Here is a 25,885-nt window from a genome sequence, read left to right on the forward strand (position 1 = left end):
CGGGGCGATCGCCCTCTCGAGCTCGCCTGCGGCTCTGTCGGACCGACGGGCTCGGGTCAGGGCGAGCGGAGTGTGTTCAGGACCGAACTTGCCGTCTTCACGGGCAGCTTCAGCCGCACGTCGGCGGTGTCCGTGCGGACGGTCAGGTGCTGGCGGGCGTGGCGGGCGCGCTCCGTGTACTTCCCCGGAGTCGGAGTGCGGCCGAGGGAGGTCTCGACCGTGAAGGGGGCGAAGTAGACCTGTGCGGCGAGACAGATGCGCCGCATGTCGTCATGTGGCAGGCCGGTCACCTCCAGGTGGACGTTCCCGCCGTCGACGGCGGCCGTGATGTCGGCCCCGGCCGGGCTCGTCGACCGGAGGTGGCGGTAGGGCTCGGGCTTGTCGTGGTCGGGGCGCAGGGTGGGCAGGGCGGCACACAGCAGGGCGGCGGTGCTGAGGTAGCAGCCGTCGCGGGCCGCGTGCCAGGCGAGCTCGGCGGTTCCCATGGCCCCGGGGCCATAGATCATCCATTGCCTCTCGTGGTCGTCAGCAGGGGGCTTGGCGGGGTCTCAGATCTTCTCGACCTCGTCGGCGTCGTCGGTGAGCGTGAGCATCAGGCGCCGGTGAGCGTGTGGCGCGTCCCAGGTCACGCGGAGCTGGCGCAGCCCCGGGTGCGGGTCCCAGGCGCGGACGGATCCGGTGGCGCCGGCGGGCAGTGGGTCGAACTCGTCGGTGCACCGCAGTACGCGGATGCGGTCGCCCGCACTGAACTCGGGTTCCACGGTTGCTCCTTGATCGTCCGCAGGGTGGTCAATTCGGCGCGGCATGTTGTCCGCCGGTGGGTGTGCCGGCTGCGTTCAGCGGCCTGAGTCGGACCGAGGGCGTGAGCACGCCCAGGCCTCCGCCAGTCGTCGGATGCTGGTCAGGGTGTCCTTCAGTGCGGCGGGTGAGGTGCCGCCGGGGCCGGTGCTCTCGAGCAGCACCTCCCGCAGGGCGCGTTCGAACCTCTCGTCGGCCTGGTTGCGGGAGGGGCGCTGTGTGACGGTCCCCGGGCGCGGCCGGTGACACCCGTTGGAGCGGTCCGTGAGTGCTTCGCGCACCAGGGCGTCGGCCACGTTGAGTCCGTGCTGGGCGACGAGACGGTCCCAGATGTTGGGGAACGGGGCCCCGACGCCCTGCTCGTCGTCGTCCATCAGCGTCCGGACCGTCTCGACCTCGGCTTCCAGGAGGGGCAGGTGAGGCACCGCCGAGCTGAACGGGGCGATGACAGCGGATGCGGCGGCCTTCTCCGGGATGGTGGTGAGGCGAGTCAGCGAGGCGTGGATCGCACCGGCTGCCCCCGGGGCGGTGATGGGACCGATGCGGGTGACGCCACCGTCCGCCCTCGTGACGATCACTGCGAGCGGTGCGGTGGAGGCAGCCATCACGTCCTCTGCGGTGCGGGTTGCGTCGGGAACGGTCACGCGGCGGCCGAGTAGCGGATGGCGGCCTTCTTGGCCGCGTTCCGGTTGCGCTGCCGCTTCGGGCCACTGGCGTGAGTGCCGCTGGCTCCGGAGCGGCGCAGGTTCTGCGTGGCGATCGCGTGGGCGCGGTTGCGGGTGTAGTCGCTCAGACGGGGGTTCAACGTCTTCCTTCCTGGTCAGCACCTTGACTCCAACAAGCTCTAATGTACCCGCCTCATCACTTCGAATCAAATTAATAGGGTCATCAGCGCAAGCACCTGACACACTGACTGACCCTTTTAAATTGACAGACACCCCCTGTTGACGTACTTTTAAGGCACGTGAGGCGCTGACTCGCCTTCCCACGCCAGGACGCCCGGCCTTTGGAGGATTCTGTGATCAATCTCGATGCGCTCGATCTCAATGCCCTGAACTCGGCGACGAAGTACCCGTCGATCCCAACGTTCCACGAGATCGACCGCGGCACGTTGCTCGACATCACGGTGCCCTTCAGCGGCGAAGTGGTGCTCACCGAGAAGGTGGACGGCACTAACGCGCGGGTCGCGGTCCTGCCGGACGGCGACTACGTGATCGGCAGCCGGGAGGACCTGCTCCACGCCCGCGGTGACCGTGTCATCAGCCCGAAGGACAGCATCGTGCCCGCCCTGCGCCCCCTGGCCGACCGTCTGACGCCTCCCGCGACGGGTATCCGCGTCTACTTCTTCGAGGTCTACGGCGCCAAGCTCACCAAGGCCAGCAAGCAGTACACCGGCAGCCAGGCGGTGGGCTTCCGCCTCTTCGACGTCGCCGCCGTGGACGCGTCAGTCCTGGAGCGGCCGCGCGCCGAGATCAGCTCATGGCGTGAGAACGGCGGCCAGCAGTTCCTCGCCGAGGGGGATCTCGCCCTCGCTGCCACGGAGAACCAGATCGAGCTGACGCCGCGTCTGGGCAGCCTTGCGGCGGACCAGGTTCCGAGCGATCTCGCCGGGATGCAGGACTTCCTCGCCACCCGGCTGCCCCGCACGCGGGTCGCGCTGGACGGTGGCGCCGGTGGCCGTCCGGAAGGGCTCGTGCTGCGCACCACCGACCGGTCCGTGATCGCCAAGGCCCGCGTCGAGGACTACGCCCGCACCATGCAGCGCCTCGCCGCTCGCTGACCCCGGTCCGGGGCGCGGCCGCGCCCCGGCGCCGTACGCCCACTGCGTGTGGCTCCCCGTGCCCATCGACGTCGTGGCCTTCCCACCCACTACCGCCTCGGCAAACCGAAATGAACAGCACCCGATCACCGAACGAGGAATCCGTGACCGAGACCGCCGCACCTGAGATCAAGGCCCGCAGGGGAGACCTGGTGATCGTGGAACTGCGCCCGTCGTACACAACGGCGTCGTACACCCGCGAGGAGCAGCCCCTGGCGTACCGGCTTATGGAGGTGACGAACCTCTTCCGAGACGGGCGGATCAAGATGGTGCGCGACGCCCGGAACGAGGGCGGCGGATACGCCCAGCGGCTGGACGGGCTGCTGCACTCCACTGGCCGCCGCTGGCTGCTCCCGGTCGCCGGCTGGAACGTCCCGGAGGCGCGGGCCCTCGCGGCGCAGCACGTGTACCCCAACAGCACTACGCCCCGCGACTTCCTGTCGCTGGAGGACGCGCGCGAGGCTCTGGCCCCGGCCCGTCACAGCAAGCCCTGATCCGGTTCACCGCATCACGCCCGCGGAATCTGCAGCGGGCCCTGGCCCGTCCACGCCGTACCGCACGGTGCTGCGGACGCGGTCCGCTCCGCCCGTGCGACCCCCGCGCTCCGCCGAAAATTCGTTTCTCCCACTACCCCAACCGACTCAAGGAGTTTGCTCTGTCCGGTGATTCGCAGTTGCAGGTCATCATCTACAGCGTCGACGACGCCGAGGTCGATGCGGTTCTGGCCGCCTTCCACGGCGCAGCGGTGGCGAGCGACTACGGCCTGGGGCGTGTACCCCGACAGCTGGAGCTCGGTTTCGTCTACGGCGCCGGCGAGGTGGCTGCAGGCTCCGCCCGCATCCTGGCCGATGCCCTCATGAGTAACGCCCCTTCCGCTGCGTTCGTCGTCTGGCAGGACCCCAGCTATCCCGCCAACGGGGCCTACATCGCCCGCGTTCCGGACGTCGGGGATCTTGAGACCGAGTGCGACGTGCACGGCACGCCAGTGATCTCCCTGCGCAAGGTCATCCCGTTCTTCACCACCTCCCGGCGTGTGGGCTGGACCCGGACCGAGGACAACGAGGCCGGCCAGATCCGGGAGGCGGCCGACGTGCTCGACGCCCTGGCCGTGTTGGCAAGGCGCCTGCCGGGTGCCGCGAGGGCCGAGTGAGCGGGCCCCTCGCCGTGCTCCCCGCTCCGTCGGCGCGGTGGCGGCCCGGCCGCATGGGCCTGTCCTGCTGCAGCACGGGTACCTGTCGGCCCCCGAAACGTCTTCGCCTGCCGAAGCGGCCGTCCTTCCGCGGGCGTCGACCTCGGGTGCTGGATCTGTTTTGCTGCGCCGGCGGCGCCGGGATGGGGTACTACCGGGCGGGGTTCGACGTCGTGGGCGTCGACATCAGCCCGCGGCCCCACTATCCCTTTGAGTTCCATCAGGCCGATGCCCTGGAGTTCGCCCACGAGTACGTCCAGGACTTCGACTTGGTCCACGCCTCGCCTCCGTGTCAGCACTCGTGCACGCTCACCAAGGGCACGAACAGGGGCCGCGAGTACGTCGACTTGATCCCGGCGACGCGCGCGCTGCTCGCCTGGTACGGGGTGCCCTCCGTCATGGAGAACGTCCAGGGCTCCGAGCTGCGGCGGGACCTGGTCCTTTGCGGCGAGATGTTCGGGCTCGGCGTCTTGCGACACCGCATATTCGAGGTCGACTACTGGCGCGGAAACCGACGCCCGCACCAGCCCCACCGCGGCTACGTCCGCGGCCTGCGGCACGGCGTGTGGCGGGACGGTCCGTACATCGCGGCCTACGGCAAGGGCGGCGGCAAGGGCACCGTGCGCGAGATGCAGCAGGCCATGGACATCCACTGGACCGACGTCCATGAGGAGCTCACCGAGGCGATCCCGCCCGCGTACACCGAGTACATCGGCAACGAGTTCCTCACCACGGGCGAGTGGGGCGCCATCGCCCGCGGGATCCCGGACACCGCCCCCATTCCGGAGATCATGCGCCCGTATCTGCGGCTCAACTCTGCGGGCCGGCTCGTCTCGACGGGGAAGCGCCCTCAGACTCCCGCCCCCTCGCTGCAGCCCCTCCTCCCGCCGTTCTCTGTTCCCCTCATGAAGGAGGCCAGTTGACTACGCCCCCGCATCTCACCGATGTGCCCCAACGGTTCCTGGGCATCCCTGTCCCCGACGAGATCCGGCGCCAGTGGCACACCTGGGGCGCCGCGGCCTGGCGCCGCAGCCGGCATATGGACACCAACAACCTCTTCCCGCCCGACCAGCGCTACACGGTCCGCGCGCCCGCCGCGATGTGCCCGCGCCACCGGGAGTCGTGGCTGGGCTACCGGAACATGAACTTCGACCCGGTCAGCGGGAACCGGTGGCCCGGACACCCCGGCTCCCCGTTCATACCCGTCGGCCGGAACCTGGCCAGGGTCTCCGAGGAGCGTCGGTGCGAGTGGGACGAGAAGGCGTCCGCCCAGATGCGCCTGATCGAGGAGATATGTCTGTCCGGCCGCTCCCCGCAGTGCGACCGGCCGAGCCCTGCGGGCGAGAGTTCGCCGGTGTGAGCCGAGGGCCATCTGCGGTGTTCGGGACTCGGGGTGCTGGTCCGTGGGGACGGCCGGCTCGCAGGTGACGGAGATCGGCTGGCGTCGTTCTCTGATCATGATGGAGACGACGGCCGGGAAACCGGTGGCCGAGCTGAGCGCGTACCTGCAGGACCTGGTCCGAAACGATCCAGCGCGGGCACTGCCCGCGGTGGGCGAGGTGGTGATGGTGCTTCACGCGGTGGCGCTGGCCTCGGTCAACGTGGCGCCATCCCCGGACTTCTTCGACGTTGGCAAGAACCTCGCGCGCATCGACGACGCGGGCACCGAGATCATGTTGGCCACGGGGGATCTCCTCCGTCCCGCGTGCCAGGAACAGAGCGCCGTCAAGTTCTCCCGGATGGAGGCGCTGATCGCCTCCCTGCCCGCACCCCGCACGCAACAGGACTGGCGGCAGCCGTCGACCGGCCTCTCGCCGCTGACCTCGGGCGGCGGTGTGTAGCGGGGACGGGCCGGCTCCGTCGGTCATCTCCGCCGGCCTTCGGGGCGCTCCGCAGGGTCCCGGGGGCGCGCACCGGGCCGTTGGCGGGGCGGGGCGGCTGAGCGAGCTGCTGGTGACGCCGGTGTCCGGCTGGTCAGGCAGCGTCGGCCGGGATGAGGCCGAAGTCGAGGGCCTTCTGCGACTCCCGCAGCGTCTGCTGCGCAGTACGGCGCGCCTCGGTCAGGACGTCGCCGAGCTCCTCGACGAGGCTGGTGTAGATCGGTGCGTCGCCGGCAGGGGTGCTGCTGGTCTGCGGTGTGGTCACGGTGTTGTTCTCCCCCGGGGCGTGGACAGCAGGTGCCGAGTGTACGGCGACGGTGAGGTCGGCCTCCGGCCCCGTGCATCTGCCGGTGTGGGCCATTACGCCGGCACGGGCCGTCCGAGGCCGCCTTGCGGGTCGGGGGCGGGCTCCAGGTCGTCGCCCCCTCGCCCGTCATCGCGGCAGAACGGGCACCAGGGCTGGAACCGGTTGTGCGTGCGCATCACCAGGGTGCTGCATGCACACGCTGCCAGGGCGAGGCTCAGGGCGGTGCGGGGCACTTCGGGCGGGAGCTGTGCGCCGACGGCGAGGTAGAGCGGCTCGCATCCTGCCACTGTCAGAAGAAGGGTGAGGATTCCGGTTGCCTGGGTCCGGCGGCCGGTGCCGTAGGCGCTGTGGAAGAGGGCCAACTGCCGGTGCGTGCGGGGCTTGTTCTGGGCCTCGTCGGCTGCGTCAAGGGGCATTTCCTTGATGCATTCGTCGCACAGGGGGCCCTTTCGGTGCCGGACCCGAAGCACGATGCCGGTGGCCATCACCGCGATCGCGACGCCTGTGGCCGCTGCGCCGATGACGCTGCCGGCGGGCACGAGCCAGGAGGCAGCGATCACGCCGATGACGGCTGAGACGTATACGGCATCGCCATAGTGCCGGTGCCGGAACTCCTTCAATCGCCGTCTGAAAATCACGAGTTCACACCTTCCTCGGCAACCTCAGTTGAGACGGCTGACGCTCCGGACTCGGCCCGCGTACGCGGCTGCAGCGTGACAACCAGGTCGGCGTCGAGAGAGTCGGCCACCCGAAGGAGGAGATCCAGCTTGGGCAGGGCGCCCGCTCCTTCGAGCCGAGACACGTGCGGCTGTCTCATGCCGGCCCGTTCGGCGAGTTCCCGCTGTGACCATCCCAGGGCGGTACGCCGGTCGTGCACGGCTTGCGCGATGGCGTAGAGCAGCTCTCGCAGCGCGAGTTCATGGGCGGCCCGCCCATCGTTCCCCGTCATACCACTGACGGTATAGATACCGTCAGTGGTATGTCAAAGTAGCGACCGCCCGCCTGCCCTTCCGAAGTCGCCGCCAAGTGGCGAGCGGCGCCGCCGAGTCGGGCGACGGGGGCGCCCCGAGCCCGCCCGAACACCTGACGCGCCAACGCCCGGCCGAATGGCCACGAGCAACGGAAGAAGCATCGCACATGACCCTATTAACTTGATTCATAGTGGGGGTTCGCGTACGATTGGAGCATGTCGGCGGGTGCTTCCGCCTCCACGGACGGCCATTGCGCCGCGCACCCTCAGACACCCAGCGACCCAAATAATTTTACCGATGGGGGTACTACTTGGCTTCCAGTGACAGCGTCGTCAGCTTCGGCTGGGAACTGCACTTCGAGGACGGGCGCAGCGACAAGTTCTACCGCTTCATCGTCGTCACCGGAGACGAGGCCATCGTGCTCGGACTCCACGGCAAGCGCGGCGACAAGGGACAGATCGGCCTCGTCCACACGCAGATCACCGCCGCTGAGGCGCTGCGCCACGCGGTGCAGCGGTCCCGCGACAAGGAAAAGAAGGGCTACGCGCAGAGTCGGGACTTCACCCTCTTCGACCTGCCCACGGATCTCTCCGATCCTGCCTCCGCCAGCGGCAACGCCCACCGGATCGCTCAGCACTTCGGTAAGCACGCCCGCGAGGCGGGCACGGAACTCGATCTCGCCTCGCACATTCCGGGCTCGAACTTCTAGCAGCCCGCTCCGCCCCTGCACCTCTCTCGCCACCAGGAGTCTCTTGCCCACCTTTACGGATCAGATGGACCAGCGCGGCCGCGCGGTACTGGAGGACCTCGAGCGCGAGCGCACTCAGCAGAACGCGCCCATGCCGTCCCCGCCCGCCCTGTCGTCCGCACTCGCGCCGGTCGGCCCGCAGGTCCGCCCGAGCGGCCATCTCTACCAGCCCCGCATGGTCGGCCCGTTGGAAGACCTCGCGTTCCTTCGGGACGCCCGCGCCCACCACGAGCACGTACTGCTCGTCGGGCCGCCCGGCACTGGCAAGACCGCTCTGAGCGAGGCGGCGTTCGTCCAGGACGCCGTCGACGGCCTGCACACGGGTCTGGAGACGATCGTTGGCACCGCCGACACCGACGTGCCGGACTTCGTTGGCACCTTCGTCCAGGACCCGGACACGGAGCTCTACGAGTGGGTCCCGGGCCCGCTCATCCGCAGCATCGAGAACGACGTCCCGCTCCTGGTCGACGAGATCGCCCTGATCGACCCCCGGGTCCTGACCGTGCTGTACCCGCTTATGGACGGCCGCGGCGAGCTGCACGTCACGATGAACCCGAAGCTGCCCCCGCTCAAGGTCGGCCCCAACTGGTTCGTCATCGGCGCCTGCAACCCCGACGTTCCCGGGGCGAACCTGAGTGACGCACTGCGCAGCCGGTTCCACCACCACGTCGAAGTCGCCACCGACTGGGATCTGGCCGCCGACCTCGGCGTGCCGGTGGACCTGATCACCGTGGCCAAGAACCTGGAGAGCCGCAAGGCCCAGGAGACGTACGAGGGCTGGATCCCGCAGCTGCGTGACGCGCTGTCCTTCGCCGAGGCGACCGGCCGCTACGGACAGGGATTCGCCGTCTCCGGTCTGCTGCGCAAGTGTCCCTCGCAGGACCGCGATGAGTTCGCTGCGGCCATGGCGGAGAAGTTCGGTGAGACCCCGGCGCTCTCGCTGGGCACCCGGGTCCCCGCGGGGCGCCGGTGACGGCCGCCGTGGCGGGCACGGAACCCGCTCCGCTGGAGGACGTCGACGCGGACCTGCTGGACGCCCGGCGTGCGCTCGCCCGGCGCCTGGGCTCCATCATCAACACCCTTGCCGACCGTGACGACGTGCTGCTCACCATGGTGTGGGACGGCGCTCCCACGGCGGACGCGGCCTGGTTCGACCCGGCGCTGATCAAGGTCACGGTCAACGGGGCGATCGCGCTGAAGGACGGCGTGCACCCGGACCAGATCGACCCGCTCAGTGTCTCGGGCCGGCTGCGGCACCCGGTGATCGTCGGCATGTCCGCGCACGAGGCCGGGCACGCCCGCAGCACCCGCTGGGAGAACTGGCCCGAGTCTGCGGGACGTGCGGTGATCCGCGCGGCCGTCCTGCTTGAGGAGCCCCGGATCGAGGCGCGTCACCTCCAGGAGCGCCCGGCGGACCGCGTCTTCCTGCGCGCCTGCGCGAGCACCATCGTGCTGCCCGCGCAGCGCACCGCTTCACCGACGTACGACCGGTGGCGCGCCGCGGCCGGTGCCGCTCTCATCCTGGGCCGGGCGGACGCCGGTGTGCTCACCGAGACCGAGGTCGAGCCGGTTCGCTCGGCGTCCGAGTCCGTCCTGGGTTCCGGTGATCTCTCCCGGCTTCGGGCCCTGTGGCAGGAGGTCCTGGCCCTCGCCGACGGTGACCAGACCGGGCTGCTGGATGTCGCCCGCCGCTGGGTGGAGGTCGTCGGCGCTGATCTTGACGACGACCTGCCCGGCATCGGGTGCGCCGCGGGCGAGCCCCACGAGTCCTCGGATGCGAGTGCGGACGGGGACCCGCTCGGCGCGGCCGTGGCCAGTGTCACCGTCGCGGCCTCGGTTCACGCCCAGATCTCCACGGGCGCAATGCCCGACCCCGAGCAGGAGCGTCGTCTCCAGGAGGCGGCTGCCCGGCGGCAGAAGGAACGCCGGGCCGAGGACGCCGCACAGCAGGCCGCACGGCAGGCTGCACAGCGCGTGTTCCCGCCCGCCCCCGCGCCGTCCTCACGCCGCTCGCGGCCTAGGAACCCGGTCCGCGGCCACCGTGCACCCACTCCGCTGGAGCGGGCGGCCGCCCGGCGTCTGGGTGCCGCGCTCGCCAGGGCTCGGTTCCGCGACACCGCCCGGGTCCGCGTCGCCTCCGCGCTCCCGCCGGGCCGCCTGTCCGGCCGCGACGCGATGCTCGGTGCGGCGCAGAGCGCCCTGGGCGTGCCGGTCACCGCCCGGCCGTTTCGCACCGTGAAGCGCAAGCGCACGGACGACCCGCCGGTCGCAGTCGGCGTGGCCGTCGACGTCTCCGGATCGATGAGCGCCTACACCTCGATCGTCGCTTCGACGGCCTGGATGTTCGCGCACGGAACCCGTGAGGTCGCGGGAAAGGCGGCGACCGTGGCCTTCGGCACGGCCGTCACCCCGATCGTCTCCCCCGGCCAGCCGCCGTCCCAGGTCACCGAGTTTCACGCGAACGACGGCAACCACCGCTTCACTGAAGCCGCCAACGCCCTCGACGGCGCGCTGGGGCTCTCCCGCCAGCACGGTGCCCGCGTCCTGGTCGTCGTGTCCGACGGCCACTGGGAGCCGGAGGAGCGCATCGGCGGCGAACGGCTCGTACGGCGCCTGACCAAGGCGGGCGTCCACGTTCTGTGGTTCTGTCTCGACCCCGGCTCCAACGTCCTGCCCGACGCCCGCCGCCTGGACGTTGCCCAGGTCGCCGACATTCCGGCCGCCTTGAGCGCCGCGCTGGTCTCCGCGCTTCGTCACGCCTGACCCATCCTCCCCCGCGGGCGGGCCCTCCACGGACCCGCCCGCCTCTCCCGGGCGCCGACGAAAAGCGGCGCCCCCTCACCGAGGAGCCTGCGTGCCCATCACCACCCTTCGGGACGCCCGGCAGGCCGCGAAGGCTCTGTCCGAGGGCGGCCCGATCGCCGCCTTCGCCGCCGGCCGCGGCACTCCGGAATGCTTCGCCCGTCTGCGCCTGGCGCTGTCCGGCATGCGCCACGAGAGCCTGGTCACCGAAGCGGCCCTGAACATGACGGACGGCCCCGATGACCCCTACATGGAGCGGGGAAAGCAGGAGATGGCCGAGATCACCTCCGCCATCAGTGACCTGCTGGCCTGGACCGAGCAGCAGCTCTGCCAGGTCGAGAAGTGCGACTGCCGCGCCGACCGTCTGCTGCGCCAGCTCCTCGAGGAAGCCCACATACCCGAACAGACCGGCCACTCCGCCTCGTTGGGACGCAACAACTGCGTCATCGCCGGCCACTTCGAGCCCGAGCCCGACAAGCGGACCGCGTACGTCCTCATCGAGCACCGCAACCACATCGAGCACGCCGTCCGGATGCACCACGGATGGCGCGCCCGCCTCGTCACGGCCGCCGGCGTCATCACGCTGTACGCATCACCGGGCTACCCGCAGACCCCGGTCGCCGAATACCGCGACGACACCCACGCCTGCGTCCGCGCGGTCGTAGGCGCACTGCACCACGACTGACGACCGAATCCCCACCGCTGCCACGCCGGGTTCCTGACAACGCGGCAAACCCTGCCCGAGATGTTGGACATGATGAAGCCCGCGCCGTGGCCGTCCGCCGTACGGCCACGGCGCGTCACGGAAGGAAGACGTGTTGCCCGCCCACGAATCCCCCGCCCAGTCCCCCGCCTCCCGGCTCGTCCCCCTCATGATCGACCGCAAGGAGAGCGTCGACCGGGATGACGCCATCACCGTCCGCTCACACGCCGACGGCTGGGAACTCACCGTGTACGTCGCGGACGTCGCCTCCGGTGTGGTCCCCGGAAGCGCAGCCGACCGTGAGGCGTTCAGGCGCCGGGAGTCCGCGTACGGCGGCTACCGCGGCACCGCCAAGATGCTGCCGCGTCCGGTCGAGGAACGGCTCACCCTCGCGGAGGGCCGTACGTGCGCCACGCTGCGGGTGCAGGTCACCTTCGATCGCGCCGGCGCCGTGCTCGGCGTGCAGGTCGACCGGGCACGGTTGCAGGGGGCCCTCGCCATGGACCATTCCGAGGTGGCGCAGGCGGTCGGCGACCCCGCCCATCGGCTCCATCACCAGCTGCGTGACGCCGCCGAATTGAGCGAGACCCTGCTCGCTCGTCGGCGCAGCCAGGGCGCCCTGGCCTTGTACGACCTGCTGAAGGGGTGGGCCACCGACGAGGACGGACGCCTGGTCCGGCTGGCCGCAGCGGAGCGGAACATCGCCTACAAGATCGTCCAGGAGTGCATGATCGCCGCGAACACGGCGATCGCCGGGTGGGCGGCCGCGCGGGACCTGCTGGTCCTGTTCCGCAATCACTCCGCCGCGAAGGTCGCGCCGCCGCGCGCGGAGTTCCTCGACGACCTCGACCTCGCGCTGTCCGACGGCTCGGGTGCCCGCCTTCAGGCCCTGCAGGAGCGGACCCTGATGGTGCTGCGCCCCGCCGAGTACGCGCCGTTCATGCGCGGCCACTGGGGGCTGAACCTTCCCGGGTACGTGCACGCCACCTCACCCCTGCGCCGCTACGCCGACCTCGTCGTGCAGCGCGTTCTTTTCAGCCATATCGACGCCGCCCCCAGCCCGTACTCGGACGCCGAGTTGCAGGCCGTGGCCGAGTCCCTGACCGAGGGGGCCCGCGCCGATCGTGACGCGCACCAGGCCGCCTTCAAATCGTCGGCGCACGCTCGCGCGCGGCGGGCAGCATCGGCGTCAGTCGACTACTCCCGGCTTGACGCGCGTGAGTTCCACGCTCTGCTCAAGCGCGGTTGCAAGGAGACCATCGGCAGCGTCTCCCTGGCGCAGGAGGCCGTACGGCGTGCCGAGCAGCAGCAGCTCACCTCGCTTGAACTCCAGATGATCCTGCTGGTGGCGAGCGGCGACACCTGGGAGGCGGCTCGCTCCGGCTGTCTGAAGGCCATCGCCGCCGCGCCGGAGACGGCCGTGAGCGTGCTGACGACCCACGCGCACATCAACGGCGTCGCCAATCCGGCCTTCACGGACGAGAGCAGCGGCCCGACCCACAGCGCCGCGTTCACTTCACGGGCCGAACTCACCGTCGGTGGGGCTCCGGTGTACGGCGAGGAGCGCACCGCCTCGGTGAAGAAGTCAGCGCGTCACCAGGCCGCGCTCAGCCTCCTCGCCCGGCTCGCCGGCCTTCCGGATCCCTCCCAGGATCGACTGCCGGTCGCGAGCGGCACGACGGGTGAGGGGGAGACGGAGGTTCGGCCCACGGCCCCCCAGGGGCGCCAACCCGTCGCAGCGCATCCCCTCGCGCAACGGGCCGCCTCGGACGAGGGCGACTGCTCCCAGCTGGAGGCGCGTGAGTTCCACGCTCTGCTCAAGCGCGGCTGTAAGGAAGGCATCGGCACGGACGCCCTGACACGGGAGGCGGTCCGGCGTGCTGAGCAGCAGCAGCTCACCTCGCTTGAACTCCAGATGATCCTGCTGGTGGCGAGCGGCGACTCGTGGATGGCAGCCCGCGCCGGCTGTCTGAAGGCCATCGCCGCCGCGCCGGAGACGGCCGTGAGCGTGCTGACGACCCACGCACAGATCAACGGCGTCGCCAATCCGGCCTTCGCAGACGAAAGCAGCGGCCCGACCCACGACGCCGAGTTCCGATCCCGGGCCGAACTCACGATCGGCGGCGGTCCGGTGTACGGCGAGGAGCGCACCGCCTCGGTGAAGAAGTCAGCGCGTCACCAGGCCGCGCTCAGCCTCCTCGCCCGGCTCGCCGGCCTTCCGGATCCCTCCCAGGACCAGCTGCGTGCCGAGGGCAGCACGACGGCCGCGGTGAAGAAGGTGGTCCAGCCCGCAGCCGCCGAGGGGCGTCAGCCCGTCATGGTGCTCAACGAGTACGCCCAGTCCTTGGTCATCAGCAATCTGCGTTTCGACTTCTCTTCGGAGGGGCCTGGGCACCAGATCACCTTCACCTGCACCGCGCACGCGCTCCATGCGGGTGATGCCCTGCGCAGCACGGGGAAGGCGGCGGTGAAGTCAGCGTCGAAGACCGCCGCGGCAGAGAGCCTCCTCGAGCAGATCCACGCGCGCCTGCGCGCCAGCGAGTCCGACGCCGCGTAGCCGCAGCGCGGGCACCCGGCCTGGACCCGAAGGCCTTGGGTGCCCGTTCGCCTGCCTGTCGGCGGTGTCGGGCACGACGCCCTCGCGCACAGGAACGTCCGAGAGCGGGCCGACCTCGTGATCGAGCGGCGGAGGACTCTGTCCACAGGGTTTGGCGTGCAGGGTCGGTGGCATCGGAGGCGAAGCAGAGTGCCGCCCCGCTGTTGAAGGAGACCGCCCGTGGTGATCGCTGTCCTCGACGTGTTGCTGACCGTTCTGTTGCCGCTGGTGATGGGCGCAGCGATCACCTACACCAACCCGAGCGGCGCCGTGTTCCTGCGTGCGTCGGCGGAAAGCCACCTGGTGCGCGGTGAGTTGCACCCGCTCCGTGTGCTTCCTCTGCTGCTGCCCGTGGTGTGGCAGCCGGTAGCAGGCACGTATCTGCTGGTGGAGCGGCTTTTCGGGGTTTTTGTCGTCGGCGTCATCGGGATGGCTCTGGGCCGCATCATCCGCGCGGTGTTCACCCGCCTGCTGCGGAGCGAGAGTTGACCGCCACACCCGCCCGGCGCCACGCGGCGGAGTCGGCTGCCGACCGCGGTGATCACCTAGCCTGCCGGACGGATGAGTCGGATCGTTCTGCGGCTGCGGCCGGCCGCCGGGATCGGCCGGGGCGGGCCTTGATGGTCATCTGGGGCGGCCTCGTTGCCGCCTTGCTCGTGTGCGGCGCGGTCCAGCGGATTGCCCCGCATCTGGTCGCCGCGACCGCCGACGGCACGGTGCCCGTCCTCCTCGCACCGGCCTTGGTGCTGCTCTTCGCGCTGGGCCAGTTGGCCGGCCTGGCCGGGGTGTGCTTCTACGGCTGGCACGCGCTGTTCACCACGCCGGTCTGCATCGCCGTGGCGATCCGCCACCGGCGCGAGCCCCGCTGACCCCGAGGCCTCGACGACCAGATACGTGAGAAGGGCCTTGGGGCGGCACGCGTTCGCGTGCCGCCCCAAGGCCCTTTGTGCTGCTGCGGGTTGATGCCTACTGCGGAGTCAGCGTGGCGACGAGATCGGAAGCGCCCAGCAGGTGCACGTTCCGGGCATCAAGACCTGCCGGGTAGAGCGCGTACGCCTCACCGCCGTCGGCCAGGGCCAGGTCGCCGCGCACCAGGTAGGCGAGGTGTACGTCGGTGGCGTCCAGGTTGAGGGCGTCGTCGGCGTTCGGGGTGCCGATGCGGGTGGCGAAGGTCTCGGTGGTCTCCTGCGGGCGGCGCCGGTAGGTGGTGGTGGAGCCGTCCAGGTGGCGGACGACGACGGTGCGGGCGCGGCCTGCCGCCTGCCAGGTGGCCAGTTCGCCAAGTCCGACGCGGGCGCCGGAGGTGAACAGGCCGGTCAGGCCCTCGCCGAGGGTGGCGAGGTCGTTCGCGTGCCGGTGGACGGCGTGGTTGGTGCCGGTGACGCCCTTGACGACGTCGAGCCACCGCATGGTCCGCCCCTTCACGTCGATCAGCAGGGGAACGCTCGCGCGGGACTGGCCGGTCAGGTCAAAGCGCTGCTCGACCTGGCGCGGGTCGAAGACCGCTCCGGTGTTGCCGTCTTCGTCACGGGCCATGAATCCTGCGAAGGCGTCGGCGAGGTCGTCGAAGGCGACGTTGTTGAAGGAGAAGACGACGGCGACCAGGTAGCGGACGCCTGCGGCGGCCAGCTTGTCCAGGTCGAGGTCGACGAACTCGCTGGCGCCCTGCGGCGCCGGGGCACTGGTCAGGTCGCCCGAGTGCACGGCGGCCGTCCCCGCGAAGCGGAGCCGGGTGTAGTCGCAGGTGCCGACGTGCTCCCAGGAGTCGTTGAACATCGCCGCCGACAGATCCAGGTCGGTGCGGCCGGAGCCGGTGCTCTCCATCCAGTGGAGGAAGAGACGGACCGTGCGGCCATCGGGCAGGGGCAGCTCGCTGCCGCGCGGCAGGGTGACCAGGGCGCGCGAGGCGGTCCGCTCGGCGAACGGGACCATCAGTCCGTCCAGCCCCGCGTCGAGAACTGCGGTGTCCACCGGGGCGAGGCGGCCCGCGCGGCGCAGGATCTCACCGGTCAGGATGGCCACGGCCCGGTCGACGACCGTGCCCGCCAGTGGAGCCCGCTGGTCCGAGATGATGTGGGCCTTCGCGTTGCCGCCCTTGGGGAAGAAGACCCGCTCGGCACCCTTGCGGCTCCGGGTGCGGATCTCGCCGAGCGCCGAGAGGATCACTCCCGGGGCGACCTGGGGAACCGCCTGCTCCAGTGCGTCCAGGACACGCGCAGCGTGGTCGCTGTCCGCCAGGCGCAGCATGTGGTCGAGGCGGCGCAGCAGCTCGCCGGGGCGCTGCGCCAGCAGCGGCAGGGCGCGGCGTACGTCGGCTTCGGCGAGGGCCGTCTCGACCTGGGTGGACCAGAGCGCGAGGGCGACCTTCGGCCGGTTGGTGCTGGCGGTCGGCACGCGGCGCGCCGTCGTCCGCAGGGTGTGGGAGAGGGCGTCGTCGGTGAGCGTGGTCTTGCGCAGCGCGGCGAAGGTGAGGGCCGCGTTCGGGTAGCGGGTGGCGTGCTCGAAGGGGTGCAGGCGCTCTGCCAGGTGCTTCCATGCCTGCTCGTGGCGGCGCATGTCTTCCGCGGCCAGGGTCACGTCGAGGCCGTCGAGGGCCTGCAGCATGGCGCGGCGCAGCGGGCGCGAGAGGGCGGTGAAGCGGGTCGGGGTGAGGAGTCCGGCGTCGCCGCCGGAGCGGACGGCCGCCAGGCGCAGCACGTCGGTGGCCGTGGTGATGCGGGAGATGACGGCCGGGAGTACGACCTGGTGGTGGTCCGGCTCCTCGAGGAGCCAGGCCAGGACGAGGGCCTTGGTCGCGCGGCCGGGGATGGACTCCGGGAGCCACGCGAGGTCGCTGCGGTCGCCTGCCGCGTCGAGGAGGGTCGACAGGTCGTCGGTGTCCTGCGGGCTGAGCGCGCCGGTGCGCGCCAGCAGTCCAGTCAGCTCGGTCTTGGCGTCCGTGGTGCGGTCCGTGAGCGCGCCGCCGTAGGTGAGGACGCGCAGCCGGTCGGGCAGCGCGCGCCGGGTGCCGGCGGTGGGCCGGTAGTTCTGCGGGCGCAGGAACGGGTCGTCGACGTCGATGCGGCGGTGACAGATCGGGCAGGCCGAGAAGTCGGCACCGTCGAAGCAGGACGTGCAGACCAGGTGGGCGCACGGGGCGACCGGGTGCACGGTGTCGTTCGAGCCGCACAGTACGCACGGCTGCTCGGCCTTCTGGAGGAGCACGGTCAGTACCCGGTCGACGTAGAAGGCGAGGGTGTCGGCCGGGGTGCTGTCGGGGAAGCGGCGGAAGAGCGGCGTGTGGTCGCGGTCCGCGCCGAGGGCCGCGTCGATGTCGGCCAGCAGGTCGTGTCCGGCGGTGACGAGCTGGTCTTCGGTGCGGCCGGAGAGGGCCTGGCGCAGGTCTGCCGACAGGAGGAAGCCGCGCTCGATGAGGTCGGCTTCCAGCAGGCTGATGCCGGCGAGGGAGTCGACGGTCGGGGTCGAGGTGTGCGCCGCGGGCGACGGGGAGTTCAGGTAGACGGATCCACGACGGGAAAGGAGCACTGCGGCCAGGCCGCGGCGGGCTCCGGTGGTGGTCGTGATGGTCGTGGTCGTCATTGCGTCCTCCCCCTGCCCCGGCGCTCGCCGGGCCTGCAGGGCCCTGTCGTGCAGGGCGTCGTCTTCATGAGCCGCAGCGTTCGGGCCGGTGTCCGTCCCCGTGGGAGGAAGGGCCCTGAGAACCGCTCGGCGTCGCCGATAGTTTCAACCTGTTCTTGGTCAACGGGCGTAAGCCGGGCGCCTGTTGCTCGTGCATCGGGCGGGCGGCGGGCTGAAGCTCTCGGATGCGGGGCGGGAAGTGATCGCGCTGAGTCTTTTCCAAAGAGAGAGAAGGAAGCACGTATCGGAGCCGCCCCGCAGCCGGGACACTACCAATCGCAAGATTGCCGCTGCACGGGGTTTTCACGGCCGGAGAGGTATCGAACCCCTCCCGATCCGGGTGGACGGTCGTTCCGCAGAGTTGCGGGTCGGCCGTCGCGGGCCGGAGCAACCGCTTCAACAAACACCACAGTACTCCTAGCAGGGGGAGACGTCAACTTTCCAGGGTCGCCCGCGAATGCGCACAGCCGCCACCTTTCCCCGCAATGACCCTTTTAATTTGACACATAACCGCCGTGAGCGTACATTAGATGTGTTGATTCGGTCCCGTTTCCGACCAGGAAGGCTCCCGTGACTGCCGCTCCCCGCTCCTCCAGTGACCGCCCTTTCGTCTCCGGCCCGGTTCCCGTGGAGCTCCTGCCGTTCCTCCCGGAGGACTTCCACGACGGGGGTGACGCCGACGACTGGCTGGCCCACCTTGCGCCCTGGGGATGGACCGGCATCCGGGATTGGGGCACCGAGGGCTGGGACCTGAGTAACTGGCCGTACCAGGCGGTTGCCCTCTACGACTCGCCCTTCGAGCTGTGCTACGCCTTCGCCGTCTACACGGAGGGGGACGTGAGCGTCGAGGCCTGGGCCACCCGCGAGGAGCGCGACGCCTCCGTCGACGTCCTCGCCCTGCACTACTGGAGCCACTCGGAGCGCGGCCCTGTCGATGCGCCCCACCCCAGCACCCCGCCCAGCGGGATTCCGGTGCGGTTCCGCGGCCCGTACTGCCCTGCCGACACGCGGACCTGATCGACCCTGCCCGACTTCTGCCCCCGAGACAACTGGAGCTCCATGCCCTCGACCGACGACCTGAGCGACACCGAGCGCACGACCGAGGAACTGGCCGAAGTCATGTTCAGCGGCAACGTCATCGAGGTGCACTTCGCCACCCTGCTCACCTTCCTGGTCTCCCTCAGCGGCGTTGACGTCTTCGTCCGCCACTCCCTGACCAATGACCAGATCGCCGACCTGGCCGCCAGCTTCGGGGACGGTGAAGTGCGGATCACCATGCCGCCTGCCATCCACGCCAGCGGCCCGATGCCGGTCGATTCCGGCGAGGCGGCCCTGCTGAGCCGGGCCCTCGACGCCCGCCGCATGCTCTTGAGCAGCTAGCCCCCGGTCGCGCGCCAACTGATGTCACGGCGGCACGCGTGGCTTCTCGCTGCGCATTTGCGCAGGTGGCCGGGTGTCACGCTTGGCTGCGTGACAGTGACCGTGACACCCGGCGTGACACCGAACTCGCCCCGACGGCTTCGCGGTGGTCCTGGGTCGGCGGCGCGTGTCCGGCGCTGTCCGGTCGGACACTTCCGGACAGACCGGCACGTGCCGGCGGCGCCGACGGCCTGGTGCGCGACTAGCCTGACCAACTGTCCTTTGCAAAGTACGAGGTTGGCGGGTGAGCGTCGGTGGCGCAAGGAACGACGGCGGCGACGGCTTGGGTGGTCGCGGGCACGCGGGCCCGGATGACGGACGCCCTGGAGATGGAGAAGCGGCGCCGCATCATCTTGTCGTCGCATTCCTCCTGGCAGACGCGAGGTCTGTCGCGTGAGGGCGCTGCCGCAGTGCGTGACCGGTGGCGGCTGGAGGTGGAACGTCTTCGCGGGACTGCTCAGTTGCTCGACACGATCGACACCCTCACCGCCAGTGGCATCGGACGGGAGCTTGAGGAGCGGGGGTGGTCCAAGGAGTGGCCCGCGGTGCCTTCGGAGGCGCGCGCTCTCGGCGGCCGGTGGCCGGGATCGCGCACCGGCGGGTTCCCGGAGAGCGTTCCCATGCGTCTGCCCAGCGAACTCGCCGAGCAGGTACTGGCCGCGTGCTGGCACACCTCGGCCGAATCCATCCGAAAGATCCGAAGGTGGCGCGACCTGTACCCGGACATGGTCCCGCCGGCATCTGCGCCCGCCGCGGATGAACTGGACGGGCTTCCCGATCCATTGGCGGAGTACGAGCGGCTCGCGGCGAAGGTCACCACCGTCGGGGTCATCTACCGGGCCGGGATCAAGCGGGGCATCAAGGCGGCGGAGTTGCTCACCGCGACGCACTTCCCGAACCTCGATGCCGGCGAGGGCGCTTCCTGATGGTGCCCCTGCCAGGGTGGAATGGGCGCCGCTCCGGTCCCCCGCCGTGGGGCGACGGTTCGACGTGGGCGGGACTGCGGGCTCGGTGACGTGGACGTCTGCTTCAGAACCTTTGTCTAGAAGAGGACGTTGTCGTCCGTCTGCGGAACGGCTTGGTAGTAGATCTCCACCCAGCCGCTGCACCGGTAGACCCTCATCTCGTCGCACTGCGGACAGCGCACCGCGTAGTGGGTCTTGCACCAGTACGGCTTGCCCTGCGCCTGGACCCACTCGGACGGCTGGCCGGGGCGCGACCGCTCGACGCGGACCGCGGTGGGTTCGGGGGTGTACCAGGTCTGGCCGAAGGCGGTCGACAACGGGCCGGGGAAGGCGCAGGTGGGGCAGCGCGGGTCGATGTGCGAGGCGTCGAGGGCCGGCTCCCATCGCTCCCAGCGAATCTCGCCGGCCTCGTGGTCGTGGTCCGGCAGCGCGGGAAGGACTCGTGCGGGCTCCGGCTGGGCCGATGTCACCATGGCGTCCAGTGTGCCCGTAGGCACCGACAGCGGCCCCGGTCGGCGCCCGCCGAGGGGCCGGTCCCGATGGTCTCGCTCACTCAGCGTTCCGGCCGGCGCCGGTCATCAGCGGCACGTTGAAGACGAGGGAACCAGCGTCGTACCCGAAGTCCCCGGGGTGGAAGTTGCCCGCTGCGCCGCCGTTGAAGTACGCGGCGATCCCTTCCTGGATGACGTCGTCGACCTGGCTTTCGTTCTCCGCCAGCGCCAGTGCGGCAAGTTGCCGGCCGCTGAGGCTGATGGAGATGTCCCGCGGCCTCACCGCGTCTGAGCCGCGGACAGTGAAGTTGTTCACCCGTGGCACCAGGACGTCGCCCCGGTGCTGTTCTGCCTGCCGGGCACGCCGCTCCCGCCCGCGCTTGGTTGTCTGCGCGGCCGTGGCGTCGCGGAGGAGCCGCGCGGCGTTCGCGCCTTGCGGCGTGCGGCTGCCGTCGAGCCACCGCCGGATGGTGCGCGGGGACATGTTGTAGGCGGCGGCCATGGCCGCTGTCTGGCCGCCGTAGAGCCGGTCGAGGACGTGCTCGGCCTGGGTGGTGGTGCGTACCGGTGCGTGCTTGGACGTGTAGAAGAGCTGGTTGACCCGGGAGTACATCTCGGTCAGCTCGGTCTGCTTGGCGACCTCTGCTTGGTTCGTGCTCACAGGACGTTCCTTACGCCTCTACGGCGGTGCCGTCGGTCGTGTAGTCGTGGGTGAGGCGCGAGGGGTGCTCGTCGGTGTTCATGAGCTCCAGGACCTGGTCCATCGGGATGCTCGACTCGTGCTTGAACTGGCCGGGGCCGATGCCCAGGCGAAGGACGCCGAGGACGGGCTTGCCGTTTTCCGGCGGGGTGAGCAGTTCGAGCGGTGACGGATGTTCGGTCGCGTACAAGTAGGAGTCGACGTTGATCGCGAACGGGGCACGCCCGGTCTTGTTGTACGTCTTGCGCATGCGGCGGTGGTTGGCGATGCGGGCGGCCGAAATGATGTGGAAGCGGACTTCGGGCCGGTAGGACCAGTTGGCCACGATGTCCTTCAGCCACGTCTCGTCGTCGAGGTGTGCTGCTCCCTCGGTCCACTTCCCGATGCCGCCCTTGTAGACCTCCTTGTAGAGGCCGGCCAGCACCAGGGCGTCGGTGCGCTCGGCGTCCTGCGGGTCGAGGTCCTTGTGGCGGGCGTAGGCGGCGAGGAACTCTTCCGGCTCCTGCCCGTCCTTCAGCCCGAGCAACGCGTAGACACGCTTGTACGCCTCGCGCAGCCGGACCGTCCACTCCTTGAGGAACGGCACCGTCAGGGGCGACAGGTACGCCTCGGTGATGGTGGTGGGGTCGAAGCCGAACTCGGTGACCATGTAGGCGACCGTCGGGGTGGCGTACCAGCCGGGTCCGGTGGGGGGTTTGCCGTGGAAGGTGGCCGGGTGTGGCAGCTCCGTGTCCACCTGGACGGCGGTGAAATCGCACCACCACAGCCCGGCGGGCGCCGACTTGGTGTCCCACACCGGGTCGGTGCGGTGCTCCAGCGGGCCGACGGGCAGCCGCAGCGACATGGTCACCGACAGGTACGAGGCGCACACGTCGCAGGCGACTGCGTACGGCATGGCCGCCTCGGCTTCCGTGAGCGGCCGGGACCACCACTTGAAGTCCTCTTCCTCGCACAGGATTTCGTCGCGCTCCACCAGCTCGCGGGTGAGGGGATGCCGAGCACCGGCGGCGGGCGGAACGACGGTGTCACCAGAGGGCAGCGCCCCGTCGCGGAGCCGGGAGTGCCACTCCCCCTGCTCGTCCTGGAACGGCTCGTTGCGGGGACGGACCGCGTCCAGGAGCAGCTTGCTGGTAGTGGCCGGGGTGATGCCGGGTGCGACGCCGATGTCGGTGACGTAGGTGCGGATGCGGCGGGCAAGGGTCAGCGCGTCGGGGTCGCCCGCGGGGGTGGCCGCGAGACGGGCCAGCATCGCGCCGGTCACCTGCTGCTTCTCGCTGCCCTGCCCGAGCCACGGAGTGACTACGACGCGCAGGGACGACTTGGGGCCGCCCGCGGCGCCCGCGCGGCGGAACGCGTGGAAGATGGGGCCGATCTCCTGGGAGAGCTCCATTCCAACGCTGGCCGCTGCTTTGGTCAGCTTCGTCGTGAGGGCGGCCAGGGCCTTGTCGGTGGTGGGGAACGCCGCGGGCAGGCCCAGGGCCTTGAGCGCGGTGGCCGACAGGCAGACCATTCCGTCGCCGGTGCGGCCCGCGTCGTGCACGCGATCGATGCGCAGCGGCAGTCCGGTGCCGAGCCAGGCGAACCAGTCAGTGAACTTCGTTCCGGCCGGCGGCGGGACCTGTTCGATGTCCAGGTTCCAGCCCTCGGCGTCGTGGTCGAGTGCGACGGCCGGCCACCGGCGCGGCTTGCTCGCCACTGGCGCGGTGCCGGGTGCGTTGCGCGCCGGAGTACGGCGGCCGCCCGACCGTGCTGCGACCTCGGGGCCACGTGCGCGCTCTCCGCCGGCCGGGCGGGGGCTGGCGGGGCGGTGCGCTGGCTGCTGCCGCACGGGCTCGGCGCGGGCGGGTTCGGGGGCGGCTTCCGGCCGGGTGGGCGACGCGGGTGCGGCGGCGGCCTGGCGGGCGGCGGCCTCGGCCTCCTCGGCACGACGCTGCTGGTGACGCGCGATCGTGGCGGCCCGGGATTCAGGGGTGCACCGGTCGGGGCAGCGCTTCCACTCCCACAGCATCTTCCCGCTGTCGACGTTCCATACGACGACGTAGCCAGGGCGGTCGCTGCCGATGCAGCCGGCGCACCCGGCAAGGCGTACCTCGGTCATCGCCTGCCCTGTCCTTCCGGTCGTTCTGCGGTGGTCATCAGGTGTTCTGCGGAACTGGAACGCCGAACAGGCGCTCGGCGGCTTCGAGTTGGGCGGCGGCGCGGGCTGCCCTGTCGCGCGCCTCCTGGTCGGCGGGGAGCAGGTGCTCGAGCTCTCGTTGCGCGACAGTTCGTATCCGCGCGGCGCTGACAGGCTGCCCGCTGCTGAGGCCGGGGATGTTGAGCGCGAGGCCTTGGAGCAGGTCGTGGATCGCGTCGGCGTCTGCGTACGCCTCCCCGGCAGTGCGCTCTGCGGCCTCGGCCAGATTCACGGCCATGGTCAGGTAGTTGACCCGGCTGGATCCGGAGGCGAGAAGCCGCTGGGACAGGGGCCAGTCGGACGAGGCGAGCATGGACCGGACGGGCCGCAAGGTATCGGCGGCCAACGCGGGGCACACGTGGGTGCGCGGGCCGCTGCGGCTGCGGAAGCTGCGCTCCTCGTCCCGCCTCAGAGTAACCAGGCTCGTGGTGGCGAGCGACGTACCGAAGAAGGCGTGGTGGACGCTGCGGATGGTCTTCTGCGCCGCCGGGGCACCGATCAGGGTCAGGGTTTCCAGCACCTGCTCGCGTGTGGATTTCATGGACCGCCGAAGGACAGGCGCCGCGGTGGGGGCGGGTGCTCCGGGGAGCAGTGCATCCCACCCGTTCTGTGCCGCGCGCAACTGGGCGCGGAGTTCCGTGACCCGATCGCCGTCGGACGCCTCGGCGGCGGACCGGATCTCGGTCCGGAGCCGGTCCATCTCCCGCTCGATCGCGTCCAATGCCTCATCCATACGCCAGAGCTTACCAGATATTCCCAATATTTACCTTCGTTTTCCTATGTTTGATGCCACGGCTTCGGGCCCAAGATTTTGGGGCGGCCCGGGGTGGTCCCGGGCCGCCCCATAGGCGACTTCACGGCGAGCCGGTCGACCCGGCACGCCCTCTGGTCACCGCACGCGCCGGATCGCTACCCCTTGGCAGCTTCCTTGAGCTTGGACCCCGCGGAGACCTTCACGCTGTAGCCGGCCGCGATGGTCATGGCCGCCCCCGTCGCGGGGTTGCGGCCTTCACGGGCGGCGCGGTGGGTGCGCTCGAAGGTGAGGAAGCCAGGGACGGTGACCTTCTCTTCGCCCTTGGCAACGACCTCGCCGGTCACCTCCGCGAAGGCGGCCAGCACGGCGTCGGCGTCCTTGCGGGTCACCTCGGCGCGGTCGGCCAGCGCGGCCACCAACTCACTGCGGTTCATATATGGGTCTCCATGTTCGTTCTGCCTGTTCGGCTGCTGCGCCTTCATGCTGCCAGCACCCAGTGACAATCCCCGTCGCGCACCACGGCACCCGAGGGGACGGCGGTGCCTCTGTTCGGCGAAGGTTCCCTCACCATACACGGCGACCCTAGTAATTTGACATACATTTGAGGCGTGGCTTAATTTTCCAGGGTCGTGATCGTTCTTCATGCCTGCACCTGGGCGCCGCCCCGGCCCTCCGCGCCGGCTCCGCATCCCGACGCTTCCGCCCGGCTGCCGATGCCGGCCGCCTTCCGAAAGGACTTCGACGATGAGCTCGTTCGCCATACCGCTCTTCCTGCCCCGGCTTCGGTTCCGACTGGGGAACTCCGGCCTTCCGGGCGGCACCAACCATGCACTCCTGCAGGACGACGCCTGGAAGGCGATCGCCGGCGCCGTCGACCGCGCCACCGCCGACGTACTGCCGCTGAGCGCGTCCGGCACGGGAAGCGTGGTCGCCGGCAACCGGGCGCTGGCGTCCCTGGTGGGGGGCCGATTCCTGCTCGAGCGCATCTACGAGCGCAGTGAGCGCTTCATCGATGAGCCCAGGAGCCGCCGCGACCGGCGTCTGCGACGACGTGCGGCCGAGGACCTCCTCCCGTACCTCACCGCCTTCCAGAAGGCCATCAGCTACGCCCGCCGAATCGCCGACGGCGAGCCCGCGCCCGCCAAACTGCCGGCGCTCCTTCAGCCCGGTGCCCGCCTTCCGATGATCCAGCGGTTCCGCCAGGACCGGCAGGTCCTGGCGGACGTCCGCTGACGTCGCACGCTGCCGCCCCTCCAGAAAGGTGCGAGATGAACCGCGTTGATCCTCACGTGCTGCCCGAGACCTCGGCCATGGCCCTGCGCGCCGCGCTCGACGGTGTCCGCCACGCCATCGACACCGCCCGCACGGTGGCACTGGCGACACTGGCCGACGCCGCGCAGGGGCGCATCCGCCAGCACAGCAGGATGCCCGGCACGGCCAACGCCGTGATGACCTCGGGTCTGGGTACGGCCGTGATCGTCCCGGAGTCCCGGGGCGAGCGCACCACCCTGAAGATCCACGTCAGTCCCGCGGCCTACGAGCGGATCCGGAAGCACCTGGAGGAGGAGTGCTTCCACGACCACGCCTGCGACTGCGAGCAGGATCCGTGGCCCGCGCTCGATGCGCTGCCCCGTGAGGAGCAGGTGGTGATCTGCCACCTGGATGGAGGAGAGCATGGGTCCGCGGCCCGCTCGCCGTTCGGCCGCGGCGACGTCGCGCTCGAACTGGCCGACGAGAGCGTCTTCGCGGCCGCTGAGGTCCTGCGCATCGCGCTCGCGCTCGCGCCGCATGCACGGGCAGACGAGACTCGCGAGACTCCCCCGGCCTAGACGACCGCCCCGCCGACCGCAAACTGGGCACCCCCCGCCTCGTGAGCCGCTCGCGCAACCGTGACCGTTACATGCGTGGCCCGGACCCCCTTTCTTCGCGACCCTACTAATTTGATTCAT

General features: G+C 70.5%; 31 protein-coding genes. 18 read left to right on the plus strand and 13 right to left on the minus strand.

Going from position 1 to position 25,885, the window contains the following annotated elements; genetic code table 11:
- Positions 1-56: 56 nt before the first annotated feature.
- The 4 genes from OG764_RS37915 to OG764_RS37930 form a co-directional block, all read right to left on the minus strand.
- Complete coding sequence (locus tag OG764_RS37915; RefSeq protein ID WP_328973346.1) at positions 57-485, minus strand: hypothetical protein; 429 nt, start codon at positions 483-485, stop codon at positions 57-59.
- Between the two features lie 63 nt (positions 486-548).
- A complete protein-coding gene (locus tag OG764_RS37920) occupies positions 549-761 on the minus strand; it encodes a hypothetical protein (protein WP_328973347.1) in 213 nt (70 codons plus the stop codon).
- 75 nt (positions 762-836) lie between these two features.
- The gene (locus OG764_RS37925; RefSeq protein WP_328973348.1) at positions 837-1,442 is read right to left on the minus strand and encodes a hypothetical protein; all 606 of its coding nucleotides are present in this window, start codon (positions 1,440-1,442) and stop codon (positions 837-839) included.
- Positions 1,439-1,603, minus strand: a complete 165-nt coding sequence (locus OG764_RS37930; RefSeq protein ID WP_328973349.1) for a hypothetical protein — start codon at positions 1,601-1,603, stop codon at positions 1,439-1,441. Before OG764_RS37930 ends, OG764_RS37925 begins: the two co-directional genes overlap by 4 nt.
- Before the next feature lie 213 nt (positions 1,604-1,816).
- On the opposite strand from OG764_RS37930, the gene OG764_RS37935 reads away from it, so the two are divergent.
- The 6 genes from OG764_RS37935 to OG764_RS37960 all read left to right on the plus strand — a co-directional run bounded on the left by OG764_RS37935 (position 1,817) and on the right by OG764_RS37960 (position 5,647).
- Positions 1,817-2,578: an RNA ligase family protein gene (locus OG764_RS37935; RefSeq protein WP_443056278.1), complete on the plus strand. Its 762-nt coding sequence runs from the start codon at positions 1,817-1,819 to the stop codon at positions 2,576-2,578.
- Positions 2,579-2,721: 143 nt separating this feature from the next.
- Entirely contained in the window at positions 2,722-3,111 is a 390-nt protein-coding gene (locus OG764_RS37940; RefSeq protein ID WP_328973350.1) for a hypothetical protein, read from the plus strand.
- A gap of 179 nt (positions 3,112-3,290) precedes the next feature.
- Complete coding sequence (locus OG764_RS37945; RefSeq protein ID WP_328973351.1) at positions 3,291-3,767, plus strand: hypothetical protein; 477 nt, start codon at positions 3,291-3,293, stop codon at positions 3,765-3,767.
- 146 nt (positions 3,768-3,913) lie between these two features.
- The gene (locus tag OG764_RS37950; protein WP_328973352.1) at positions 3,914-4,729 is read left to right on the plus strand and encodes a DNA methylase; all 816 of its coding nucleotides are present in this window, start codon (positions 3,914-3,916) and stop codon (positions 4,727-4,729) included.
- Entirely contained in the window at positions 4,726-5,166 is a 441-nt protein-coding gene (locus tag OG764_RS37955; protein WP_328973353.1) for a hypothetical protein, read from the plus strand. Before OG764_RS37950 ends, OG764_RS37955 begins: the two co-directional genes overlap by 4 nt.
- Before the next feature lie 43 nt (positions 5,167-5,209).
- The gene (locus OG764_RS37960) at positions 5,210-5,647 is read left to right on the plus strand and encodes a hypothetical protein (protein ID WP_328973354.1); all 438 of its coding nucleotides are present in this window, start codon (positions 5,210-5,212) and stop codon (positions 5,645-5,647) included.
- Positions 5,648-5,780: 133 nt separating this feature from the next.
- Here OG764_RS37960 and OG764_RS37965 read toward each other — a convergent pair whose 3' ends face one another.
- From OG764_RS37965 to OG764_RS37975, 3 genes are all read right to left on the minus strand, one after another.
- On the minus strand, positions 5,781-5,951 hold the full coding sequence (locus OG764_RS37965; protein ID WP_328973355.1) for a hypothetical protein: 171 nt from the start codon (positions 5,949-5,951) through the stop codon (positions 5,781-5,783).
- A 95-nt stretch (positions 5,952-6,046) separates the two neighbouring features.
- Positions 6,047-6,613: a hypothetical protein gene (locus OG764_RS37970; RefSeq protein ID WP_328973356.1), complete on the minus strand. Its 567-nt coding sequence runs from the start codon at positions 6,611-6,613 to the stop codon at positions 6,047-6,049.
- Positions 6,614-6,627: 14 nt separating this feature from the next.
- A complete protein-coding gene (locus OG764_RS37975) occupies positions 6,628-6,942 on the minus strand; it encodes a helix-turn-helix domain-containing protein (protein ID WP_328973357.1) in 315 nt (104 codons plus the stop codon).
- Between the two features lie 332 nt (positions 6,943-7,274).
- Between OG764_RS37975 and OG764_RS37980 the strand changes: the two genes are divergently transcribed.
- The 7 genes from OG764_RS37980 to OG764_RS38010 all read left to right on the plus strand — a co-directional run bounded on the left by OG764_RS37980 (position 7,275) and on the right by OG764_RS38010 (position 14,682).
- Positions 7,275-7,673, plus strand: coding sequence for a WGR domain-containing protein (locus OG764_RS37980; protein WP_328973358.1), 399 nt, complete (start codon positions 7,275-7,277; stop codon positions 7,671-7,673).
- A gap of 43 nt (positions 7,674-7,716) precedes the next feature.
- On the plus strand, positions 7,717-8,685 hold the full coding sequence (locus OG764_RS37985; protein ID WP_328973359.1) for an AAA family ATPase: 969 nt from the start codon (positions 7,717-7,719) through the stop codon (positions 8,683-8,685).
- Entirely contained in the window at positions 8,682-10,475 is a 1,794-nt protein-coding gene (locus OG764_RS37990) for a VWA domain-containing protein (protein ID WP_328973360.1), read from the plus strand. Before OG764_RS37985 ends, OG764_RS37990 begins: the two co-directional genes overlap by 4 nt.
- Positions 10,476-10,566: 91 nt before the next feature.
- Complete coding sequence (locus tag OG764_RS37995) at positions 10,567-11,199, plus strand: hypothetical protein (protein WP_328973361.1); 633 nt, start codon at positions 10,567-10,569, stop codon at positions 11,197-11,199.
- A 133-nt stretch (positions 11,200-11,332) separates the two neighbouring features.
- Positions 11,333-13,774, plus strand: a complete 2,442-nt coding sequence (locus OG764_RS38000) for an RNB domain-containing ribonuclease (protein WP_328973362.1) — start codon at positions 11,333-11,335, stop codon at positions 13,772-13,774.
- A 219-nt stretch (positions 13,775-13,993) separates the two neighbouring features.
- Entirely contained in the window at positions 13,994-14,302 is a 309-nt protein-coding gene (locus OG764_RS38005) for a hypothetical protein (RefSeq protein WP_328973363.1), read from the plus strand.
- A 128-nt stretch (positions 14,303-14,430) separates the two neighbouring features.
- Positions 14,431-14,682 carry a hypothetical protein gene (locus tag OG764_RS38010; protein ID WP_328973364.1) on the plus strand — a complete coding sequence of 84 codons (252 nt, stop codon included), beginning with the start codon at positions 14,431-14,433 and terminating at the stop codon, positions 14,680-14,682.
- A 97-nt stretch (positions 14,683-14,779) separates the two neighbouring features.
- On the opposite strand, the gene OG764_RS38015 is transcribed toward OG764_RS38010, so the two are convergent.
- Entirely contained in the window at positions 14,780-17,392 is a 2,613-nt protein-coding gene (locus tag OG764_RS38015; protein ID WP_328973365.1) for an MXAN_6230/SCO0854 family RING domain-containing protein, read from the minus strand.
- A gap of 609 nt (positions 17,393-18,001) precedes the next feature.
- On the opposite strand from OG764_RS38015, the gene OG764_RS38020 reads away from it, so the two are divergent.
- The 3 genes from OG764_RS38020 (at position 18,002) to OG764_RS38030 (ending at position 19,776) form a co-directional block, all read left to right on the plus strand.
- Positions 18,002-18,448: a hypothetical protein gene (locus OG764_RS38020; protein ID WP_328973366.1), complete on the plus strand. Its 447-nt coding sequence runs from the start codon at positions 18,002-18,004 to the stop codon at positions 18,446-18,448.
- A gap of 42 nt (positions 18,449-18,490) precedes the next feature.
- On the plus strand, positions 18,491-18,811 hold the full coding sequence (locus OG764_RS38025) for a hypothetical protein (protein WP_328973367.1): 321 nt from the start codon (positions 18,491-18,493) through the stop codon (positions 18,809-18,811).
- Between the two features lie 350 nt (positions 18,812-19,161).
- On the plus strand, positions 19,162-19,776 hold the full coding sequence (locus OG764_RS38030) for a hypothetical protein (protein ID WP_328973368.1): 615 nt from the start codon (positions 19,162-19,164) through the stop codon (positions 19,774-19,776).
- Positions 19,777-19,892: 116 nt separating this feature from the next.
- On the opposite strand, the gene OG764_RS38035 is transcribed toward OG764_RS38030, so the two are convergent.
- The 5 genes from OG764_RS38035 to OG764_RS38055 all read right to left on the minus strand — a co-directional run bounded on the left by OG764_RS38035 (position 19,893) and on the right by OG764_RS38055 (position 24,370).
- Positions 19,893-20,288, minus strand: a complete 396-nt coding sequence (locus tag OG764_RS38035; protein ID WP_328973369.1) for a hypothetical protein — start codon at positions 20,286-20,288, stop codon at positions 19,893-19,895.
- A 76-nt stretch (positions 20,289-20,364) separates the two neighbouring features.
- Positions 20,365-20,967, minus strand: a complete 603-nt coding sequence (locus OG764_RS38040; protein WP_328973370.1) for a hypothetical protein — start codon at positions 20,965-20,967, stop codon at positions 20,365-20,367.
- A 10-nt stretch (positions 20,968-20,977) separates the two neighbouring features.
- Complete coding sequence (locus tag OG764_RS38045) at positions 20,978-23,104, minus strand: hypothetical protein (RefSeq protein ID WP_328973371.1); 2,127 nt, start codon at positions 23,102-23,104, stop codon at positions 20,978-20,980.
- Positions 23,105-23,141: 37 nt separating this feature from the next.
- Entirely contained in the window at positions 23,142-23,915 is a 774-nt protein-coding gene (locus OG764_RS38050) for a hypothetical protein (protein WP_328973372.1), read from the minus strand.
- 176 nt (positions 23,916-24,091) lie between these two features.
- Positions 24,092-24,370, minus strand: coding sequence for an HU family DNA-binding protein (locus OG764_RS38055; protein ID WP_328973373.1), 279 nt, complete (start codon positions 24,368-24,370; stop codon positions 24,092-24,094).
- A gap of 310 nt (positions 24,371-24,680) precedes the next feature.
- Between OG764_RS38055 and OG764_RS38060 the strand changes: the two genes are divergently transcribed.
- Both OG764_RS38060 and OG764_RS38065 read left to right on the plus strand, forming a co-directional pair.
- Entirely contained in the window at positions 24,681-25,169 is a 489-nt protein-coding gene (locus tag OG764_RS38060; protein WP_328973374.1) for a hypothetical protein, read from the plus strand.
- A gap of 35 nt (positions 25,170-25,204) precedes the next feature.
- Positions 25,205-25,765: a hypothetical protein gene (locus OG764_RS38065; protein WP_328973375.1), complete on the plus strand. Its 561-nt coding sequence runs from the start codon at positions 25,205-25,207 to the stop codon at positions 25,763-25,765.
- Positions 25,766-25,885: the final 120 nt, after the last annotated feature.

Source organism: Streptomyces sp. NBC_00239 (assembly GCF_036194065.1).
Lineage (GTDB): Bacteria > Actinomycetota > Actinomycetes > Streptomycetales > Streptomycetaceae > Streptomyces.